Below are 20,270 nucleotides of genomic sequence, written 5' to 3'. Positions count from 1 at the left end.
TCCGCGCCCAGAGCATCCGCGCGCCCTTCGTCCGCGCGGACGTCGTGCGTGCTGGCGCGTTGCGCGGCGCGTCTGCGCCTCGTCCGTGCCGGTGCCGGTGCCCGTGCCGGTGCCGGTGCCCGCACGGTTCGGGGTCAAAAGAGCCTCTGCCAACGTGTTCGGCGAAGCTTTTCTGACCCCACAGGGCGACGGCGAAGCTTTTCTGACCCCGCACGGCGACGGCGATGCATTTCTGACCCCGCGACGCTGGTGTGCGAACCCGATCAGGCGTCGAGCGCCTTGAGCAGCTCCTCGGGGGACGCCTGCATCGGGTGTGGGCCGGCGATGTCGAGGAAGACGGTCGTGATCGGGTGCGCGGTGAGGAACGAGCGCAGCCAGTCCGCGGAGTAGATGCCGACGCCGGGTGGAAGGTTGTCCGGTTTGTTCCTCGCATCGCTGAACAGCAGCAGCGCGAGGTCGCCGGTGCTCGGATCGCGGTAGGTCCAGACCTCGCCGCTGTCGAGCGGGTTGTCCCGCGCGCCCGGCTTGATCAGCGGGACGACGGTCGTGCCGTGGCGCAGAGCCAGCGCGACGGCCGCGATGTCCTTCTTCTCAAGGGCCAGCGCCAGAGCATCCGATCGGAAATCCTCGGGTGCCGGCTTCTTCTTCGCCCTCTTCGCTGCCATGCCACCAGCTTAACGATTGGGGCCCTCTCGAGTCCTCCATTGGGGACTGGGGTACTCGAGAGGGCCCTCGTACTCTTGAACGGCGATTGTCGAAGCGCTGGGGACGCTGTAGTCGACGCCACTGGGGATGGCATGCCGCCGCGTAATCTCAAGAGTCGACTCAATGATATCGCACGTTTGACCGAGTGTCAGCCACAGAAGCCCTGTTCAATACTGTATTCGCGTTCAGTACAAGAAGATCTGCTTCGTGGCGACCGCCGTGAAACCGCCGATCTCGACGCCCACGTGATACGACGCTCCTCCACCGGGCGCACGCGGCCGATTCTCCTGCGCACAGGTCTCGACACTCGATCGCGTCCGATCCCAGGTCACGGGTACTTTGCTGACGACGGTCGCGCCGGCGGCGAGCGTCGCGATCATGCTGCTCGGGTTCTCCTGGCAGTCCGTCGAGCGCCACCAGACGTCCTCGCCGCTCGAGACGGTGAACGCCTGCGTGGTCGATCCGACGTCGATCGTGCAGTCGGTCTGGCTGCGATTGGTCAGCGAGATCGACAGCTGCGGGAGCACGCCGGCGGGATACGTCTCGGCGTCGGTGACGGCGGTGACCTCGACATCCTTCGCCTTGCACGCCACGATCGCCGGCGTCTGCTCCGTGCTCGACTCCGGCGACGGCGACGGCGACGGCGACGGCGATGCGGAGCCGTCTGCGCTCGGGGAGGGCGAAGGAGAATCCTCTTCCGACGGCGCCGACGGTGTCGGACCGGCTTCGGATGCCGCGCCCGCCCATGGCCGCGCGATCAGAAGCCACGCCGACACCCCGATCACCGCGACCGAGAGGATAAGCGCGACCAGAAGGACCAGGCGCCGGCGACGATACACGGCGGCGGAATGGCGGGGCATGCCTCCAGGCTAGTTGAGCCTCTTGAGCATCCTGGTGTTGCCGAGCGTGTTCGGCTTCACGTGCGCGAGGTCGAGGAACTCCTCGACGCCGGCGTCGCCGCTTCGCAGCAGCTGCGAGTAGACGTCGGGGTCGACGACCTGCTCGCCGATCGGGGCGTAGCCGCGACGGCCGAAGAACTCGACCTCGAAAGTGAGGCAGAACAGCCGGGTGAGCCCGAGGGCGGCGGCGTTGTCCTCCAGCCGGTCGACGATCGCGCGGCCGACGCCGTGGTGCAGCCAGTCGTCACGCACCAGCAGGGTGCGCACCTCGCCGAGGTCCTCCCAGATCACGTGCAGGGCGCCGCAGGCGATCAGCTCGCCGCCGGACTCCGCGACCACGAACTCCTGCACCGAGCCGTACAGCACCGCGAGGTCCTTGCCGAGCAGGATGCGCTGCTCCACCAGCGGCTGCAGGAGGTTCCGGATCCCGACGATGTCGGTGCTGCGCGCCGACCGGACGATGTACTCGCTCACAGGACAACACTAGGACCCCGCACCCGTGGCGGATTGCTGATCCCGGGCGCGCCGATCCCCTGAGAACGCCGAAAGGGCGGATGCCGCAGCATCCGCCCTTTCTGGTCCTGAGCCCTGTCGAAGGGCCGGGGTCACTCCCCGCTGGCGACCGCCAGGTCGGGGGTGCCGGAGATCGCGCCGCCGGTGTTGACGCCGACCGCGACCTTCTCGCCGCGCGGGCCGTGCTCGAACAGGAACTCGCCGTCCTTCGCATCGACCTTGACGTGGTCACCGGAGTTGAGCTCGCCGTGCAGGATCTTCTCGGAGAGACGGTCCTCGACCTCGTGCTGCATCGCGCGACGCAGCGGACGGGCGCCGAGCGCCGGGTCGAAGCCGATCTCGATGAGACGCTCCTTGGCGGCCAGCGACAGCTCGATCGTCATGTCGCGGTCCAGCAGCCGCTCGCCGAGACGCTTGGTGAACAGATCGACGATCTGCACCAGCTCCTCCTTGGTGAGCTGCGGGAAGACGATGATGTCGTCGACGCGGTTCAGGAACTCGGGCTTGAAGTTGCGCTTGAGCTCCTCGTTGACCTTGCCCTTCATCCGCTCGTAGGTCGACGACGTGCTGCCCTCGATCTGGAAGCCCACAGGACCACCGGCGATATCACGAGCACCGAGGTTGGTGGTCATGATGATGACGGTGTTCTTGAAGTCGATCACGCGCCCCTGACCGTCGGTGAGGCGACCCTCTTCGAGGATCTGCAGGAGCGAGTTGAAGATGTCAGGGTGCGCCTTCTCGATCTCGTCGAAGAGGACCACGCTGAACGGCTTGCGGCGCACCTTCTCGGTGAGCTGCCCGCCCTCTTCGAATCCGACGAATCCGGGAGGGGCACCGAACAGACGCGAGACCGTGTGCTTCTCGCCGAACTCGCTCATGTCGAGCGAGATGAGCGCAGCCTCGTCGTCGAAGAGGAACTCCGCGAGCGCCTTGGCCAGCTCGGTCTTTCCGACACCCGTGGGGCCGGCGAAGATGAACGAGCCGGAGGGGCGCTTCGGGTCCTTGAGGCCCGCACGCTGACGGCGGATCGTCTTGGAGAGGGCGGCGATCGCCTCCTCCTGTCCGATGACGCGCTGGTGCAGAGCCTTCTCCATGAAGACGAGCCGCGAGGACTCCTCCTCGGTGAGCTTGAACACCGGGATGCCGGTCGCCTGGGCGAGCACCTCGGCGATCAGGCCCTCGTCGACGACCGCGGCGGTCGCGACGTCACCCGAGCGCCACTGCTTCTCGAGGCGCAGGCGCTCCGCGAGGAGGCTCTTCTCCTCGTCGCGCAGCGAAGCCGCCTTCTCGAAGTCCTGCTCCTCGGAGGCGATCTCCTTCTGCTCGCGGACCGCGGCGATCTTCTCGTCGAACTCGCGCAGCTCCGGAGGCGAGGACAGGATGCTGAGGCGCAGGCGTGCGCCGGCCTCGTCGATCAGGTCGATCGCCTTGTCCGGAAGGAACCGGTCGGCGACGTAGCGGTCGGCGAGGTTCGCCGCCGCGACGATGGCGCCGTCGGTGATCTGCACCTTGTGGTGCGCCTCGTAGCGATCGCGCAGCCCCTTGAGGATGTTGATCGTGTGCGGCAGCGTCGGCTCGTTCACCTGCACCGGCTGGAAGCGGCGCTCGAGCGCGGCATCCTTCTCGAAGTGCTTGCGGTACTCGTCGAGCGTGGTCGCACCGATCGTCTGCAGCTCTCCGCGTGCGAGGAGCGGCTTCAGGATGCTGGCCGCATCGATCGCGCCCTCGGCGGCACCCGCACCCACGAGGGTGTGGATCTCGTCGATGAAGACGATGATGTCGCCGCGGGTGCGGATCTCCTTGGTGACCTTCTTCAGGCGCTCCTCGAAGTCTCCGCGGTAGCGGGAGCCGGCGATGAGGGATCCGAGATCGAGCGAGTAGAGCTGCTTGTCCTTCAGCGTCTCGGGCACATCGCCCTTGACGATGGCCTGCGCGAGGCCCTCGACGACAGCGGTCTTGCCGACGCCGGGCTCGCCGATCAGGACGGGGTTGTTCTTGGAGCGGCGGGAGAGGATCTGCATGACCCGCTCCGCCTCCTTCTCGCGCCCGATCACCGGGTCGAGCTTGTTGTCGCGGGCGGCCTGGGTGAGGTTGCGTCCGAACTGGTCGAGCACGGCGGATCCGCCCTGGGTGCCCTGCGACTCGTTGGTCTGCGCGCCGACCGCGGCGGGCTCGCGCCCTGGTGCGCCGGAGAGCAGCTGGATGACCTGCTGGCGGACCTTGTTCAGGTCGGCGCCGAGCTTGACGAGCACCTGGGCTGCGACGCCCTCGCCCTCGCGGATGAGGCCGAGCAGGATGTGCTCGGTGCCGATGTAGTTGTGGCCGAGCTGCAGGGCCTCGCGGAGGCTGAGCTCGAGCACCTTCTTGGCGCGCGGCGTGAAGGGGATGTGGCCGGTCGGCTGCTGCTGACCCTGGCCGATGATGTCCTGCACCTGCTCGCGGACGGCGTCAAGGGAGATGCCGAGGCTCTCGAGGGCCTTGGCTGCGACGCCCTCGCCCTCGTGGATCAGGCCGAGCAGGATGTGCTCGGTCCCGATGTAGTTGTGGTTGAGCATCTTCGCCTCTTCTTGGGCGAGGACGACCACTCGACGGGCTCGGTCCGTGAATCTCTCGAACATTGTTCACTCCTTGGTTCGTTCCCCGATGCACCGTGTCGGGATGCAGAGGGTCGAAGCGCTGATACATCGAGAGTAACCACCGGGCGGATGCTGCATGCCCGTGTTCGCCGTGGGCATACCGCCCCGCCGGGTCCCTGAGCCTGTCGAAGGGCCGGGGGTTGACGTTCTTATCGACAGTCGTTATGTTAACGAAAGTCGATAACAACGATATTCGATAAGGGGTAGTCATGAAGAACCAGCAGCGGGTCCTGAGCACCGGCGACATCGTCTCGCTCGCCCTGTTCGCGATCACGGGGGTCGGGATCGCCGTGACGTCGATCTGCATGGCCGTCGTGCGGATCGCGGAACTCGCCTCCGGCGGGCGGGTGCAGGTGCTCGCCGAGTTCATCGACGCCCCTGCGCAGGCGACAGCCGGAGACGAGACACTCCCCGTCCTCGTCGATCGGGGCGTGGTGACCGTCGACGGGCTGATGACCATGGGTGTCATCCCCGGCATCCTGGCTCAGATCGCCTTCGCCGTCACGATCACCGGCGTGGTGGCGTGCCTTCTCGCGCTCAGCCGCAACATCCTGCGCGGACGCGTGTTCAGCAAGGTCAACACGCGCCTCGTGATGGGCGGCGGCGTGATCGGCCTGCTCGGCGCCGCAGCGTCGCGGTTCTTCGACAACATGCTCGCGAACGCCGCGATCGCGCAGGTCACCGACGGCGCGTTCGACACCGCGGTCATCTCGGTGGAGCCGTTCCCGTTCCTCCTGGCCGCGTTCGCCCTCGCGATCATCGGCACCGTGTTCGTCGTGGGCGACCGCCTGCAGCGCGACACCGAGGGGCTGGTATGACCCCGGCCGAGAGCGACGACGAGTTCACCGGCATCCACTGCCGGCTCGACGAGCTGCTCGCCGAGCGCGGAATGACCCTCACCGAGCTGAGCGCCCAGGTCGGGGTGAGCATCGTGAACCTGTCGGTGCTCAAGAACGACAGGGCGCGGGCGATCCGCTATTCCACGCTGCGGGCGATCTGCGATGCGCTGAGCTGCGAGGTCGGCGAGCTGCTGGTGCTGGACGGGCGCTGACGCCGGTCAGCGGACGACGGACAGGGTCGCGAGCGTGGGGTCCACCGCTCCGCGCACGTAGCCACCGGGGGTCGCTGCCACGTGCCGGAGGAACCGCACGACCTCCTCGGTGATGACCTCCCCAGGCAGCACGTTCGGGATGCCGGGCGGGTACGCGGCGAGAGCATCCGCCGACACTCGTCCGATCGCATCCTCGATCGGCACCGCCTCCGCAGCGCGAAGGAACGCGTCGCGCGGCAGCATCGCGAGCGGACCCGGAGCGGGCAGAGCGCCCAGCGCGCCGACGGCGTCGACGTCGGCGGCGGCATCCGCATCGACCGGCAGTGCGTGCAGGGCGTCGATCACGCGGCCGATGTCGGGGACGACACCGGGCGCGATCACCGCGACGATGCAGGTCTCGGTGGCGATCTCGAAGTAGACGCCGTCGCGCTCCATCAGCAGCTCGCGTGCAGTCGGGCCGTGCACGCCTCCGCTCGCGACGTCGATCGAGACCCGGAGGGGGTCGACGGCGGCGATGTCCTCGAAGCGATCGAAGGTGTCGCTGACGATGCGGAACCGGCCGCCGCGGCGGATGCGATCACGCAGTTCGTCCGCCGCGGCGATGGACATCGCGATCCGGTCGCGCCCGTTCTGGAGGGAGTCGCGGGCGATGTCGAGTGAGGCGAGCAGCAGCGAGCTCTCGCTGGTCGACTGCGCCAGCTTGAAGGCCCGGTCGATCAGCGGCTCGAGCACGTCGGCGAACGTGCCGTGCCCGAGGTGCAGCATGGCCGACTGGGTGAGGCTGCCGCCGAGCTTGTGGATGCTGGACACCATGAGGTCCGCCCCGAGGCGCAGCGGGCTCTCCGGCAGGTCCTCGTGGAATCCGAAGTGACTGCCCCAGGCGGCGTCCACGACGAGCGGGGCGCCCGCCTCATGCGCGACCTCGGCGAGGCCGGCGACATCCGCGACGGCGCCGAAGTAGCTGGGCGAGATCAGGTATACGCCCTTGGGCTTCTCGTCGCCGAGCGCGGCGAGCGCGTCACGCAGGGCGGCCGGCGAGACGCCGTGGTTGATGCCGAACCAGCCGTCGATGGAGGGCTGCACGAAGCGCGGCGAGAGGCCGCCGAGGATGATGCCGTCGGAGAACGATGAATGGGCGCTGCGCTGCGCGACCACGGGCTGCGCGGCGTCGCCGAGCCCCGCGAGGGCGAGCGCCGCGATGCGGTTGGCCTGTGAGGCGCCGTTGGTGAGGAACCAGGTGCGGCGGGCGCCGAAGGCGTCGGCGGCGAGACGCAGAGACTCGGCGAGCGGGTTGCCCTCGCCCTTGTCGAGTCCCGCGAGCAGGGGCGGCACGTCCATGCGGAGCAGATCCTCCCCGAAGTACGCGGCCAGCCGAGGTGCCGCATCCGGGTCGGCCGCGTGGCCCGGCACGTTGAGTCGCACCGTGTCGCGCGCTGCGTACCGGGCGAGGGCATCGGCGTACGGCGTCGACGACACGGGGGCAGCGGCGTCGAGGAGCGGCGAGTCGGCGTGGAGGAGCGCGGTGGTCATGTCATCAATGCTCCGTTGCTGGCGTCGAATACGGAATAGCGAGTAATCTTCAGGGATCCATACCAGTTATAGAACGGATGCCGGATGCTCGATCTGCGCCAGCTTCTCGCCCTCCGGGCCGTCGCCGAGCACGGCTCGGTCCTTGCGGCCGCCGAGGCACTCGGGTGGAGCCAGCCGACGGTCTCGCACCACATCCGCGGCCTCGAGCGGGTGACCGGTGCGCCCGTGGTCGCGAGCTCCCGCTCCGGGACGCGGCTGACCGTCGCCGGCCGCCTGTGGCTCCCGCACGCGGTCGCGATCCTCGATCGCGCCGATCGGGCGACCGCCGACGTCGCCGCAGCCCTCGTCACCGGGAGCAGGCGGATGCGCCTCGGGATCTTCCCGACGGCCGCGGCGCGGCTGCTTCCGGGGCTCGTCGGGGCGCTCACCGAAACGGGGTACGAGCCTCGGATCACGGAGGGCGAGCTGCACGAGCTCACCGGCCTGCTCGATCGGCTCGCGCTCGACGCCGCAGTGATCTTCGAGCGTCCGGGCGAGCCGACCCGGACGACATCGGGCATCAGGCGCACGAGCCTCTTCCGGGAGCGGTTCTCGCTGATCGTGCCGGCACGGCATCCGCTGGCCGACGCCCGCGCGCACCGCATTGCGGACTTCCGCGGCGAGCCGTGGATCCTCGGCACCGATGAGGACGACCCCGGCGACGCCGCACTCCTCGCCGCCGCCCGGTCGGCCGGCTTCGAGCCGAGGCTCGGGCCCCGCAGCGACGACTACCGGGTCGTCGCCGCCTATGTCGCCGCAGGTCTCGGCGTGGCGCTGGTCCCCGAGCTGGCCCTCCCCGAGCAGGCGGACCTGCGTGACGTGGCGACCGTGGAGATCCGTGGAACCGCGCTGTCGCGAGAGATCGCTCTCCTGACGGCGCCCACCCTCGACGATGAGATCGTGCACCTCCTCACGCGGACCGCGATCGCCCACCAGGCGACGCAGGGGCGACTGAGCGCCGGTGTAACGTATGTTTCACCCACGAAGAGGTGAGATGTGACTGACGAGACGGAATCGGCGACCGATCGACCGCTGAGCGCGCTGGTGCGCGAATCGCTCGAATCTCTGAGCTCCGGCGAGCGGAAGGTGGGTCGCGCGATCCTCGCGAACTACCCGATCGCGGGTCTCGAGACTGTCGCCGAACTGGCCCAGCGGGCAAGCGTCAGCCCCCCGACCGTGGTCCGATTCGTCAGCCGGCTCGGCTTCAGCGGCTACCCCGCCTTCCAGAAACGACTCGTGCGGGAGGTGCACGAACGGCTCGGCTCCCCGCTCGAGCAGTACGGTCGCGCCGACCTGCGCTCCGGCGACGGCGATCTCGCCCGGTCGTCGCGGATCTTCTCGGCGAGCATCGCGGCGACCATCGACGACCTCCCGGAGAGCGAGTTCGAGCGCACCGTCGCCATGCTGTCCGACTCGCGCCGCCGCGTCCGCCTGATCGGCGGGCGGTTCAGCCAGCTCCTCGCCGAGTACCTGGGTGCCCACCTGATGCTCCTCCGGCCCGACGTCCAGGTGGTTCCGGCCGATGAGTTCACCCGCCTGGCGGCGATATCCGATACGCGCCGCGGCGACGTGCTCGTCGTGTTCGACTACCGGCGCTATGACCAGCAGATCGTCCGCTTCTCCCGGCGCATCGCCGAGCGTGGCGGCGATCTGGTGCTCTTCACGGATCGTTGGATGTCGCCTGCTGCGGATGCCGCCGGAACGGTTCTCCCCGCGAACGTCGACGCCCCGTCGCCCTTCGACTCGCTGGTTCCGGCGATGGCCGTCGTGGAGACCGTGATCGCCGGGGTGACCGACCGGCTCGGCGAGACGGGCAGGCAGCGCGTCGAGGCGATGGAGGAGCTTCGGGCGCGTCCCTCTGGGGACTGAAGTTCTCGCGCGGGGACCGGGCTCTCTGCGGTGGCCGAGTGCACCGGACCCTCTCGCGCGTCGGAGCCCACCCGGGCTGGCTGCTGCCCGCCGGTCTGCACCCGCCGAGTACGGCGGTCACCAGCCTTGGAAGGGCGCGATCTCCTCGTCGGACACGACGCCGCGCGCCGCGTCGTCCAGCGCGGCCATCAGCGTGCTCGCCGCCTGTTCGACGGCCTCGGCCGAAATGGTCAGCGGCGGCGTGAGCTCGATCACGTTGCCGCGCACCGGGTAGGCGACGACACCGAGCTGCCAGGCGCGGTAGACCGCCTTGGCCGTGAGGACGGGATCCGGCTCGGCTGACACGCGATCGATCACGAGTTCGAGGCCGATGGAGAGCCCGCGCCCGCGGACGTCGCCGATGCGCGCGGCACCGGGCCGGCCGCTGTCCGCGTACTCGACGAGCAGCCCCCTCAGCTGTGCTCCGCGCTCGCTCGCGTTCGCCGTGGCGGCGCCCGCGCGGACGATCTCCAGCACGGCGAGCGCGGCAGCGCAGGAGATCGGGTTGCCGGTGGTGGTCATGAGCGCCGAGGCGACCGGTGCGTCGAGCACCGCCGCCGGGCCGATCGTCGCCGACAGCGGCAGTCCGCCGCCGAGCGCCTTGCCCAGCGTGACGATGTCGGGAATCACCTCGTCATGCTCGAATCCGTGCACGCGGCCTGTGCGGCCGAGCCCCACCTTCACCTCGTCGATGATGAGGTAGGCGCCGTGCCGATCGCACAGCTCGCGCAGACCTGCGAGAAAGCCCTGCGGTGGCACGATGACGCCGCCGTCGGACTGCACCGGCTCGACGATCACTGCGGCTGTCGCCGCCTGAGCGAGTTCGGCGCCGGCGAGGCGGAGGACGTCCTCCACGACTGTCGCCGGGTCGCCGGTGTGCGGCCGGTACGGGTCGGGATAGGGCAGGAAGGTGACGGCGGGGTCGGCCGGCACTCCCGCCGACACGTGCACGCCGGAGACCCGCTGCGCCGTTCCGAGACCGCCGTGATAGCCGTTCTGGAACGCCAGGATGCCGGGGCGTCCGGTGGCCTGGCGGCATCCGCGGATCGCGACGTCGTTGGCGTCCGTCCCGGCATGACCGAGATAGACCCGGCGCCCGCGCGCAGGCAGATCGCTCGGGACGAGGGCGAGCAGCTCTTCGGCGAGAGTGACGGCGGCGGGGTGGCTGGCCGACAGGATCGACGATCCCGGCGCATCGATCGCGGCACGGGCGATGGCATCGGCGATCGCGGCGTTGCCGTGGCCGAACCCGGAAGCCGTCCAGCTCGCGCTGAGGTCGATGAGTTCCCGCCCTCCGGGTTCGAGCAGCGTCGCGCCCATGCCGGATTGCACCGCGAGCGGGAAGAACCGCAGCTTCTCCACGCCCGCGATCACGGCGTCGTCGCGCGCGATGAGCCGTTCAGCAGCCGTCACCCTTCGCCGTCCGGCCCCGCGCCGCTCGATCCGGCCTTTTCGCCCGATCCGACGGTGTCACCCGATCCGGCGATGTCGCCGCGGTGATGTGCGATTCCGAGCACACGCTCGGCGGCGGCGAGGTAGCCGGCCATCAGCGCGCGCGCGACGAGATCGACGGCGTCATCCTCCGGCAGGAATCGCGGGTGGTGCAGCGCGGGCTGCGGGTGCTCACCGGGGGTCTCCACTCCGGCGAACAGCATGAGCGAGGGAACCGCATCGCAGAAGTACGAGAAGTCGTCTGCACCGAGAGATCGCATCGGCTCTGCGCCGTCGACGCCGAGGCGCGCCAGCCAGTCATCCGCGCCGGCGGCCAGCGCCGCGTCGTTGATGAGCGCAGGCTCCCCCTCGATGCGCGTGGTCGTCGCGGTCGTGCCGTAGGCCGCGGCGGTGCGCTCCGCCATCGCGCGCACGGCGTCGAAGAGCGTCGAACGATCCGCGGGGTCGGTGGTGCGCATCGTCGCGAAGATGCGCGCCTCGGCGGGCAGGACGTTGGCCGCCCCCTCCCCCGCGGTGAGCGTGCCGACGCTGATCAGCGCCGGCCGCAGCGGGCTGACCGTACGTCGGACCACCTCGGGGATGCCGAGCGCGATGTGCGCGATCGCAGCGACGGTGTCGCTCGCGTCGTGCGGGTAGGCGCCGTGACCGCCTCGGCCTTCGACGCGGATCTCGATCTCGTCCGCCGCCGCGTTGATGAAGCCGCCGCCGGCGGCGACCGCGCCTCGCGCCACGCCCGGATGCACGTGGGCGCCGATGACGTGCGCGATCCCGTGCCGCTCGATCACCCCGGCCTCGACCATCTCCAGCGCCCCGGAGGGGTAGCTCTCCTCACGCGGCTGCAGCAGCCCGACGAGGCCGAGCGGCAGATCGAGGTGCTCGGCCGCCCGCAGCAGAGCGACGACCGCGGCCTGGTGCACATCGTGACCGCACGCGTGCATCACTCCGCCGACGGCTGCGAACGATGCGCCGGTCAGCTCCGTCACCGGAAGTGCGTCGAGCTCTGCTCTGACGGCGATGGCCGGCCCGTCTGCGGGGCCCGTACGGCCGACGGCTCCGGCATCCGCTGTCTGCTCGAACACGATGAGGTCGCTCAGCGCCTCGACGATACGCGTGCGCGCCGGATGCTCGTGACCGGACAGGCACGGCGCGGCATGCAGCTCGCGGCGCAGCCGCCGGGCGGCCGGCAGCTCATGCGCGAGTGCGATGTTCCAGCGCGTCGCCAGGTCGGTCAGTCGTGTGATGGTCGGGCTCACGAGGTCTCCTGCGCGAGGGACCCTGACCGGCCGTCGGGGATCGACCTGCCATCGGCGCCGATCGACCCGGTGGTCACGGCGAACAGCGCATCGTCCAGCCGGTACGCGCGACGCGCATTGCGCCACGCGATGAGTTCGGTGACTCGTGAACGTTCGCCGGCAGGCCAGCCGTCGCGTTCGGAGAAGGTGTCCAGCGCCCGCTGCAGCCCTCGCCGGAACAGCAGCGCACCGAGGTGGTACAGCTCTGCCGCGCCGAAGGCGTCGGAGGAGAACAGGATCTTGTGGAACGGGGCGAGCTCGAGGGTCTCGGCGATGATCTCGTCGGAACGCGAACCCGTGTAGTTGATCGCGAGTCCCACGTCGAAGTAGACGTGCGGGAACACCTGGGCGAGGTAGCCGGCTTCGCGGTGGAACGGGTAGCAGTGCAGCAGCATCACCCGCGCCCCGGATGCGCGCGTCTGACGCAGGAACTCGGTGAGAAGCAGCGGGTTGCAGCGGTGCAGGTCGACGTCGGCATCGCCGTAGCCGATATGGAACTGGATCGCGCACGCCCGGTCGACCGCAGCCCACAGCAGGTGCCGGATGATCACCGGATCGTCGAGGCGCACGTCGCCGTCGAGCGGCGAGGTGCCGTCGGCCCCGCGGACCCAGCGCGCGACGGCGACGTCGACCTCGTCCGTCGTCGGCCGTCCGGGCTCGAAATCGAGTCCGATCCGGTAGGCGGCGATCGACTTCACCCCGATCGCGCGGCGGAGCCGCTCGTCGAGGAGGCGTGCGTATGCGCTCCGGAACTCGTCGGGGCGGATGCCGTCGATCACGAGTTCCTCGGCGAGCCGCTCGAGTCGAACGATCTCGAACGCGCGGGCCGCACCGGCATCCGCCATCTCCGCGGGCTCGAGGATCTCGTCCGCCCGGTGGCCGATCTCGATGAAGTAGTCGCTGATCCCGGTCGCTCGCAGCAGTCTTCTGCTGACCTCGGCGCCGCCGAGCTCCCGGCGTCGCGCCAGATACTCCTCAGCGGTCGCGAACGGCTCGAGTCCGAGCACGGGCGCGCAGTGCCGGCGGATCGCGAAGCCGACCTGCGTGTCGAAGTGGGTCGTGCCTTCCGGAGCATCCCAGTCGGATTCCGTGATGAGCGATTCGAAGGCGGCGCGATCGAGTTCGCCCGTGGTCACGCCGTGGCAGTGATGGTCGAGCAGCGGGACCTCGGCAGGGGTCGCGTCAGTAGACACGGGCGTACACCTCGCACTGCTCGGCGAGCGAGCGCGCCTGCACCGAGGCGAACTCATCGCGTTTGATGGCTTCGAAAGTCGCGAGGAAGGCTGGCGAGAACCAGCCGGAGACGACCTCGTCGGCCTTGAGCATCTCGAGCGCCTGCTCGAGATCGCGGGGCAGCTTGGCAAGGTGGGCATGGCGGCCCTCGAGGTCGAGTTCGCCCTCCACGATCTCGGGTGTCTGGAGGCCGTCGCGCAGGCCCTGCATCCCGGCGCGCAGGATCATGCCGAGCAGGATCCACGGGTTGGCGCCGATGTCGCCGCCACGGAACTCGAAGTGCAGCTGCCGGCTGGGGTCGCGGCCGTCGATCTCGTTCGTCGGGCAGATGCGCAGCAGCGCCTCGCGGTTCTGCAGCCCGAGGAACGAGCGGGCGGTCGACCAGTTGTGCGGCGCCAGTCGGAGATAGCTGGTCGCGAGCGGAGCGAACAGGGCGGCCATCGCAGGGCCGTAGCGGACGATGCCGGCGGCGAAGCTGCCGGCAAGTTCCGACATCCGGCCGGGGCGTGACGGGTCGAACACGAGGGTGTTGCCCTCGAGGTCGTCGAGCCCGAAATGCACGTGCACGCCGTTCCCGGTCTCTCCGGGTGCGACGACAGGCGCGAAGGAGGCTTCGCGTCCGTGCGCTTCGAAGATGTCGTAGACGATGTCGCGGACGAGAATCGCCCGGTCCGCGGCAGCGACGGGGTCGGTCGGCGCGACGGTGATCTCGTACTGGTGACGGCCGTACTCGGGCAGCCAGGTCTCGGGCTCGAGGCCGGCGCGATGCAGCACCGCCATCAGCTCGGAGCCGATCGGCTCGGCACGCCGGAACGCCTGCAGGGAGAACGGGTGGTGGTCGCCCTTGGCGCTCACGTCCATGAACTCGTGCTCGAACGAGGAGCGGGTGGTGATGCCGAACTCGGTGCGCAGCTGCTCGACCGCCTCACGCAGGAAGGTGCGCGGGCAGCTCTCCCACGGTGATCCGTCGGTGTTCACCAGGTCTGCGAAGACGATGTTCAGCGGAGGGCGACCCGGGATGCCGTCGACGCGGGCGTGCGAAGTCGCATCGGGCTTGAGCCGCAGGTCGCCGGTGGAGCCGTAGGGGATGTCGTCGACGATGTGCCCGAGCGAGCCGATCCCGAGGTTCGCCGGAACCCATCCGAGCGAGGTGTTCTCGTCGAAGTCGGCGAGCCGCATCGAGCGGCCCTTGGTGCGGGCGGCGATGTCGGTGGTGGCGATGAAGATCAGTTCATCGCCGTCGTGCTGGGGGTGCATGTCATCCGCTCCGGCGCTCGATGCGTCGTCGTTGCTTCTGCTGTGGTCGTTCACGATCAGTCCAGGTCTTCCGTGCTCAGGCGCGAGCCGATCCGGTCGGCGAGAGAGGGCTTGATCAGGATGATGGCGAGCCCGATGAGGCACCAGGCGCCGGAGATCCACGGGAAGTAGGAGTAGGGAGCCACCTGACCGGCGATCTGGATGAAGTACACGTAGGCGAGGAACGCGATGCCCAGGACGGGGATGATGATCTCCCATTTCGGGATCTTCGAGCCGCGGGAGAACGTGTGCTTGATGACGCCCACTGACGTCATTCCGTATGCGACGACCATGCAGAGGGTCGCGATCGTCGCGAACCAGTAGTACACGTCGACCGAGGTGGCGCCGAAGAGTCCGAAGCCGACGGCGAAGATGACGGTGAGCACCACGACGAACACGGTGCTGTGCACGGGGACGCCGGTCTTCGGGCTGGTGGCCGCGAAGGCCTTGGGGCCGAAGCCGTCGCGGGCGAGGGCGAACAGCAGCCGGGCCGCCGCGGCGGTGGAGCTGAGCAGCGAGGCGAAGGCGACCAGGAACGCGAAGATGGCGATGAGCACTGCGAACCACTGGCCGACGTAGGTCGAGGCGAGAGCGGTGAGCGTCGAGGATGCTCCGGCGAAGGCCTCGACGCCCTTCTGATCGGTGCCGAACCCGATGGTCTGGGCGAACATGACGAGCACGTAGATGACGCCGGCGACGAGGACGGCGAGCAGCAGCGCGCGTGGCACGACGCGCTTCGGGTTGCGGGTCTCCTCGCCCAGGGAGGCGCCCGATTCGAACCCGGCCCAGGACAGGAAGCCGAAGACTGCGGCGGTCATGATGGCGCTGATCGGCGCGTCGCCGGGAAGGAGGACGGAGAGATCGACACCCGTTTCGACCGGGGCGTCTCCGCTGGCCACGCGAACGATGATGACGATGGAGAGGATCACCATCGCGGCGATGCCGACGAACCCGATGCCGAGCAGGGTGCGGGCGGTGACGGTCGACTCGCGGACGTTGAGGAGCAGGGCGAAGACGGCGACCACGACGGGGATGATCACCCAGGTCCAGGTCGGCAAGGTGACGCCGAATTCGGCCATCATCGCCTCGAAGAACACGCCGCAGGCTCCGGCGATGCAGACCGCGAAGAAGATGTAGGTGCCGAGAAGCGCGAAGCCGCCGAAGAATCCGGCACGCGGGCCGAGGGTGGAGCCGGCGAGGGCGTAGACGGATCCCGCGTGCGTGATGTAGCGCGTGAGGCGGATGAAGGCGTAGGCGACGAGCATCGTGCCGAGGAACGACACGATGAAGGTGAACGGAACGCCGGAGCCGACGAGTCCGGCGACGCCGATGCCGTTGAGCGACATGGCCATCACGGGTCCCATGAAGCCGACCGAGATCGCGACGACCTCCCAGAGGCGGAGTGTCTTGCGCGGGGTGAGTGCCGCAGTCGGCGCGCCTTCCGGCTGCGTTTTCGTCACTGAAGTCATTTCGGGCCTTTCATCCGGCGTCTGCTCTGACGCTCCGGGAACGTGAATCAAACCGTGCGGAAATCGTCAGTTCGGGTGACGATGTAACAGATATTACATGCGGGGCAGGTTCTTGCATAGCGTGTTTCGGATGATTCATCGGATGCTCCGGGTCTCGCCTGCCGTCGGGCGATCGCGCACGTGGAGACCTCGGGCGGTCGACGCGCGGCGGATTAGGGCGAAGGTGACGAACGCGGACGAAGGCGGACGAAGGCGGACGAAGGCGGACGAAGGCGGACGAAGGCGGACGAAGGCGGACGAAGGCGGACGAAGGCGGACGAAGGCGGACGAAGGCGGACGAAGGCGGACGAAGGCGGACGAAGGCGGCTCCGGTCGCGTGCCAGCGGAGCGAGATCGAGCGCGGCCGTGCCGGCGAGCCGGCAGAATGAGCCGAAGACCTCCGGCGGCGAACTGCTGAGGCGGCGACGCCTGTGCATGCCACCCATCGAGATGGCAACGAGTCGCTACCGCTGCAGGCTGTGTGCCAAGCAGCACAATCGGATCAAGCAGCGCAATCGGATCACGCTGCGGCCAGGGACGCGGACGGAGACCCCGATGCGGACCCCGTCTATGTCAGGCCGCCGGCCTGAATCTCTTCGGGGGCGGGTCGATTCCGGCCCACGCGTACGAGAGCGCGGCGCGGCGGTGCAGCACGAACTGCTCGCCGTCGCGGTGATGCAGGACGAAGTCGCCCTTCCCGTCACGGGTGATCCGCCATCGTCCGTGGTGCAGGTTCATATGGTGGAATCTGCACAGCAGGATGCCGCGGTCGACGTCGGTCCGCCCCGAATCCGCGTGCCATTCATCGATGTGATGCGCCTCGCAGTATGACGCGGGCCGGTCGCACCCTCGCCACCGGCATCCGCCGTCACGGATCGCGAGTGCGATCCGCTGCCGGGTGGTGAACAGCCGCTGTTCGCGGCCGACATCGAGCGGGTTGCCGCACGAGTCGACCATGACCGGCACGTATCCGCTCTCACACGCCCGCTGTTCGACCACTCCAACTGGGAGCGCGAGAAGCCCGTCTTCCGTGTGCGCGACCGGCGCGCGGGTGCCGTCCTCCGCCACGACCTGCACCAGCCGGACACCCGCCTGACGGGCGCCGAACACGCTCTCCGCATCGGCGAGTACTCCCGCCCTGACCAGATCCATGAACAGGTCGTAAGCGAGCTGATCGTTCGTGCGCGGGTCATCGACGAGAGCAGCCGCCCGCGCCTTCTCCTCGGAATCCACGAACCTCGGGCCACCCCGACGCGGCCGCATCGCCGCCTCGAACGCCGCGGTGAAGAACGCGCCGCCCTCATCCTCGAAGGCGATCGACGCATGCCGCACCCCGTCGGCATCCCGCCATATGCGGAGCGACCTCTTCTCGTACCGAGCCAGGAACCGCGCCTCCGCACCTTCGGGATCCAGCAGATCGCGGATCGTCCGCGCCGCGGCCCCGAGCTCCTCGACAGTCCGCTCGGACGCCTCTGCCACCAGTTGCTCCGCCGCCTGGAACCAGGCGTCGTGGATCGCGCGGGCGATCGCGGCCGACTCCTCGGCCGGGAGATCGATGGGAAGGCCGGCGGGCACAGGAGGCTCGCCCAGACCCCGCCGGATCGCGTCGTACTGCGCCGCCGTCAGCGCCCCTGACCGCAGCGCCGCACCCAGCGGCTCATGCCACAGAGGCTGACGCTCACGCCCCGCGGCCGCTTCAGACTCCGAATGGGAACCGGCCCCGGCATCCGCACCGCCACCGCCAGCGCCAGCACCAGCACCACCGTCATCGGGTGGCGCCTCCTCCGCCCCAGCATCCGCTTCCGACTCGCGCTCCCCCTCCAGCAGCGCCTGCCCGACGCGCACGTCCCGAGACGCCTCACCCTTCGTGGACCCGGTCAGCTGCTGCACGAAACTCGCAGGCGACCCATGTCCCCGCGACTGTGCCAACCCGGAATGACCCGACGCACGCGAAGAGCGGTCGGCGATGATCCCCGCCGCGACCACCCTGATCTGATCCGCAGGACGCGTCACTTCGACCGCCTCACGGAGGATCGCGACGACCTCGGCATCCGTCATCTCCACCATCAGCGCCGTCGCCTCGGTCAGCGATGCACCCTCGCCGAGCCGCTCCCCCAGCGTGGGGACGAGCGACGCGATGTCGGTGAAAACTGCCATAGTCCATCATGACTCTGGCCTCCGACATTCGCAGATAGTGCGCAGAGATCGTGCGTCAGTCGGCGACGTCGGATGCCTTCGGCTCGGACGACGACGCCTCTTCCTGTGTCGCCTTCGACTTGCCCTTGAACAGCGACGCCATCTTTCCGCGTGCGTTCTCTGCGGCAGCCGCCACGGCACTCCCTGCACCCTTCACCGCGGCGAGCGCCTGCGAGTCGTCCGGAATCCCGTCCCCGTCGACATCCACCGAGCGGAAGGCGTCCGCAGTCTTGCTCGCCGTACCCGCGACGGCACTCCCCGCACGCTTCACCGCCGTCAGCGCTCGCGCCTCGTCCGGGATGCCGTCGCCGTCGAGATCGACCGAACGGAACGCTTCGGTGGCCGCACCCACCATGCTCCAGACGCCCTCGCCGAAGTCCTTCACGTTGCCGGCCGCGGCTTCGAGAGCGACCGCTGCTCGCGAAGGCTCCGCCGGCTCGCGCTGCGGCTTCGCATAGTCCTCGAGCCATTCCGGGAAGGTGCTCGGCGTCTCGGGGAAGGCGAGGCGCGAGGCCTTCACGACGTCCCGGCCGAAGGTGAAGCTGCCCACTCCGCCGATGACCGCCCCGACCCCGAACGGGATCGCCTTTCCCAGCGTGCCGGCTCCGAGCTTCCCACCGAGTTTGAGTGCCTCACGTCCGATGACGATGGTCAGTGGCGCGAGAGCGGAATCGGGAAGCTGCTGCGCAAGCGCGTCTCCCCATCCGCCCGGCGCCGTCTTGCTGACGACGCTCGAGGCGGCGCTTCGGGCCTGCGCCGCCGCTCCTGCTCCGAGAGCGGTCAGCACCATCTTGCTCACCTCGCTCTGCGATTTCTGACCGAGGAGCATGCCGAGGACGAGCGGACGCGCACGGTCCGGATCCGTCACGGGGATGCCGTGAAGCTCAGCCACCGCGAGCACGTACAGCGCGCTCGTCTCGTAGAAGAACAAGAGGTCTGCTACACCGAGTCCGAGCGCGATCGGGATGCCGACACCGGGGATCGCGGCTGAGGCACCCACGCCACTGCTGGTGATCGTCACCGTCGCGACGTATCGGCTCTCGAGCTCCTTCAGGAGATCGGCAGGGGAGGCTTCGGGCTTATCCCGCCGAACGGCCCGCAGATACTCGAGGACCACCGGACGCTGAACGGCGATCGCCTTGAAGATCTGCGCCTGGAACCCCTCACCCTGCGCCATCTCCTTCGCCTTCTCAGCGACCAGTTCGGGCGGAATGCCGAGCGCCTTCGCCGCTTCGGCCGTGTTCCGCTTGTCATCACTCATGGCATCCCCATTCCGAAAGCCCCTGGCCTTCACACGCATCCGTTGCCGTGGAAACGGCGTCGCTCCATCCTCCCGTCATCTGCCGACATCAAGGCGTACTCGCCCGCGGTGTCGCATGTGATCGGCGTGAGCATCGGCCTGCTCGATGACTGACTGACCGATCTCGCCCTCAGATCCGCGCTTCGCACGCCCAGGGTTCCGGACTGGCACCGCAAGAAGTCGAGGGCCGTGGCATCCGATCTGATTCCGCTCGCACGAAAGGGCCGGTCGCTGCGGCGCTGATCGTGGCGCAGCGGGAGATCACATGGCTCTCGATGAGGCGGCAGAGCGGATGCTGTCCCGCAAGCGTGATGCGTCGCAGCCCCCAGCATCCGCCTTTTCGCCGGCCAACCTCGTCGAAGCGCACTCCGTCGAGGAGCCCATCCTCGGCGGGCGAGGAGTTCGCAGACCGACAGATGCTGCAGAACTTCGGTCTCTAGCTGAAGGCCACCTCTGACGAGGACGTCCGTGACGGCATGTTCGTGAACGAGCTAGTCAATCTCGGCGAGGGTGCGGGCCGGTACGAACTCATGAGCAGCGACGTCCTGCTGCGCGCCTTGATCGTCGCGATCGAGCCCGAGATCGCGGAGTCTTTCCAGGATGAGGACGAGTACGGGTTTCTGGAAGCTCTCATTCAAGGTCGGATGCTGAAGCTCGCCGAGCTCGGGATGGTTCAAGTCGATAAGGGGCTCTTCGGACATCCGGTGGGGGT

General features: G+C 68.9%; 17 protein-coding genes. 5 read left to right on the top strand and 12 right to left on the bottom strand.

The genetic code is table 11. The features are described from left to right. Positions 1-263: 263 nt before the first annotated feature. The 4 genes from IPV10_RS09210 to IPV10_RS09195 all read right to left on the bottom strand — a co-directional run bounded on the left by IPV10_RS09210 (position 264) and on the right by IPV10_RS09195 (position 4,735). The gene (locus IPV10_RS09210; RefSeq protein ID WP_207483029.1) at positions 264-665 is read right to left on the bottom strand and encodes a dehydrogenase; all 402 of its coding nucleotides are present in this window, start codon (positions 663-665) and stop codon (positions 264-266) included. Between the two features lie 225 nt (positions 666-890). Further along, a complete protein-coding gene (locus IPV10_RS09205) occupies positions 891-1,565 on the bottom strand; it encodes a hypothetical protein (RefSeq protein WP_207483027.1) in 675 nt (224 codons plus the stop codon). 9 nt (positions 1,566-1,574) lie between these two features. Beyond that, positions 1,575-2,078 (bottom strand): amino-acid N-acetyltransferase, encoded by a 504-nt coding sequence (locus IPV10_RS09200; protein ID WP_207483025.1) that lies wholly within the window; start codon positions 2,076-2,078, stop codon positions 1,575-1,577. Positions 2,079-2,209: 131 nt separating this feature from the next. Beyond that, positions 2,210-4,735 (bottom strand): ATP-dependent Clp protease ATP-binding subunit, encoded by a 2,526-nt coding sequence (locus tag IPV10_RS09195; protein ID WP_207483022.1) that lies wholly within the window; start codon positions 4,733-4,735, stop codon positions 2,210-2,212. Between the two features lie 227 nt (positions 4,736-4,962). Between IPV10_RS09195 and IPV10_RS09190 the strand changes: the two genes are divergently transcribed. Both IPV10_RS09190 and IPV10_RS09185 read left to right on the top strand, forming a co-directional pair. Next, the gene (locus tag IPV10_RS09190) at positions 4,963-5,571 is read left to right on the top strand and encodes a DUF2975 domain-containing protein (protein WP_207483020.1); all 609 of its coding nucleotides are present in this window, start codon (positions 4,963-4,965) and stop codon (positions 5,569-5,571) included. Then, entirely contained in the window at positions 5,568-5,804 is a 237-nt protein-coding gene (locus IPV10_RS09185) for a helix-turn-helix transcriptional regulator (protein WP_207483018.1), read from the top strand. The genes IPV10_RS09190 and IPV10_RS09185 overlap by 4 nt, the downstream gene beginning before the upstream one ends. A 6-nt stretch (positions 5,805-5,810) precedes the next feature. On the opposite strand, the gene IPV10_RS09180 is transcribed toward IPV10_RS09185, so the two are convergent. After that, positions 5,811-7,334, bottom strand: coding sequence for an aminotransferase class I/II-fold pyridoxal phosphate-dependent enzyme (locus IPV10_RS09180; protein ID WP_207483016.1), 1,524 nt, complete (start codon positions 7,332-7,334; stop codon positions 5,811-5,813). A gap of 84 nt (positions 7,335-7,418) precedes the next feature. Here IPV10_RS09180 and IPV10_RS09175 point away from each other — a divergent pair, with 84 nt between their 5' ends. After that, the gene (locus IPV10_RS09175) at positions 7,419-8,366 is read left to right on the top strand and encodes a LysR family transcriptional regulator (protein ID WP_207483014.1); all 948 of its coding nucleotides are present in this window, start codon (positions 7,419-7,421) and stop codon (positions 8,364-8,366) included. Between the two features lie 3 nt (positions 8,367-8,369). Beyond that, positions 8,370-9,242: a MurR/RpiR family transcriptional regulator gene (locus IPV10_RS09170; protein ID WP_207483011.1), complete on the top strand. Its 873-nt coding sequence runs from the start codon at positions 8,370-8,372 to the stop codon at positions 9,240-9,242. Between the two features lie 117 nt (positions 9,243-9,359). On the opposite strand, the gene IPV10_RS09165 is transcribed toward IPV10_RS09170, so the two are convergent. The 7 genes from IPV10_RS09165 to IPV10_RS09135 form a co-directional block, all read right to left on the bottom strand. Then, a complete protein-coding gene (locus IPV10_RS09165; protein WP_207483009.1) occupies positions 9,360-10,694 on the bottom strand; it encodes an aspartate aminotransferase family protein in 1,335 nt (444 codons plus the stop codon). After that, positions 10,691-11,986 (bottom strand): M20 family metallopeptidase, encoded by a 1,296-nt coding sequence (locus IPV10_RS09160; protein WP_207483007.1) that lies wholly within the window; start codon positions 11,984-11,986, stop codon positions 10,691-10,693. Before IPV10_RS09160 ends, IPV10_RS09165 begins: the two co-directional genes overlap by 4 nt. Then, on the bottom strand, positions 11,983-13,218 hold the full coding sequence (locus IPV10_RS09155; protein ID WP_207483005.1) for an amidohydrolase family protein: 1,236 nt from the start codon (positions 13,216-13,218) through the stop codon (positions 11,983-11,985). The genes IPV10_RS09160 and IPV10_RS09155 overlap by 4 nt, the downstream gene beginning before the upstream one ends. After that, positions 13,208-14,569, bottom strand: a complete 1,362-nt coding sequence (locus IPV10_RS09150; protein ID WP_307861095.1) for a glutamine synthetase family protein — start codon at positions 14,567-14,569, stop codon at positions 13,208-13,210. The genes IPV10_RS09155 and IPV10_RS09150 overlap by 11 nt, the downstream gene beginning before the upstream one ends. Before the next feature lie 2 nt (positions 14,570-14,571). Next, entirely contained in the window at positions 14,572-16,014 is a 1,443-nt protein-coding gene (locus IPV10_RS09145) for an APC family permease (protein ID WP_307861094.1), read from the bottom strand. Between the two features lie 621 nt (positions 16,015-16,635). Then, on the bottom strand, positions 16,636-18,219 hold the full coding sequence (locus tag IPV10_RS09140; RefSeq protein WP_207483001.1) for an HNH endonuclease signature motif containing protein: 1,584 nt from the start codon (positions 18,217-18,219) through the stop codon (positions 16,636-16,638). A 55-nt stretch (positions 18,220-18,274) separates the two neighbouring features. After that, a complete protein-coding gene (locus IPV10_RS09135; RefSeq protein WP_207482999.1) occupies positions 18,275-19,519 on the bottom strand; it encodes a hypothetical protein in 1,245 nt (414 codons plus the stop codon). A 515-nt stretch (positions 19,520-20,034) separates the two neighbouring features. Between IPV10_RS09135 and IPV10_RS09130 the strand changes: the two genes are divergently transcribed. Beyond that, positions 20,035-20,270 (top strand): hypothetical protein (locus IPV10_RS09130; protein ID WP_207482997.1); only part of this gene is annotated, 236 nt, incomplete at its 3' end.

Origin of the sequence: Microbacterium sp. SD291 (genome assembly GCF_017355365.1) — a bacterium.
Lineage (GTDB): Bacteria > Actinomycetota > Actinomycetes > Actinomycetales > Microbacteriaceae > Microbacterium.
The sequence above is the reverse complement of the archived record's forward strand: the minus strand, read 5'-3'. Positions and strand labels throughout refer to the sequence as shown.

What these genes read in the sequence shown, in the direction of transcription:
- IPV10_RS09135 (WP_207482999.1), bottom strand. Translation starts at nt 19,519, where the DNA reads ATGAGTGATGACAAGCGGAACACGGCCGAAGCGGCGAAGGCGCTCGGC.
- IPV10_RS09205 (WP_207483027.1), bottom strand. Translation starts at nt 1,565, where the DNA reads ATGCCCCGCCATTCCGCCGCCGTGTATCGTCGCCGGCGCCTGGTCCTT.
- IPV10_RS09210 (WP_207483029.1), bottom strand. Translation starts at nt 665, where the DNA reads ATGGCAGCGAAGAGGGCGAAGAAGAAGCCGGCACCCGAGGATTTCCGA.
- IPV10_RS09195 (WP_207483022.1), bottom strand. Translation starts at nt 4,735, where the DNA reads ATGTTCGAGAGATTCACGGACCGAGCCCGTCGAGTGGTCGTCCTCGCC.
- IPV10_RS09175 (WP_207483014.1), top strand. Translation starts at nt 7,419, where the DNA reads ATGCTCGATCTGCGCCAGCTTCTCGCCCTCCGGGCCGTCGCCGAGCAC.
- IPV10_RS09140 (WP_207483001.1), bottom strand. Translation starts at nt 18,219, where the DNA reads ATGGCAGTTTTCACCGACATCGCGTCGCTCGTCCCCACGCTGGGGGAG.
- IPV10_RS09185 (WP_207483018.1), top strand. Translation starts at nt 5,568, where the DNA reads ATGACCCCGGCCGAGAGCGACGACGAGTTCACCGGCATCCACTGCCGG.
- IPV10_RS09190 (WP_207483020.1), top strand. Translation starts at nt 4,963, where the DNA reads ATGAAGAACCAGCAGCGGGTCCTGAGCACCGGCGACATCGTCTCGCTC.
- IPV10_RS09180 (WP_207483016.1), bottom strand. Translation starts at nt 7,334, where the DNA reads ATGACCACCGCGCTCCTCCACGCCGACTCGCCGCTCCTCGACGCCGCT.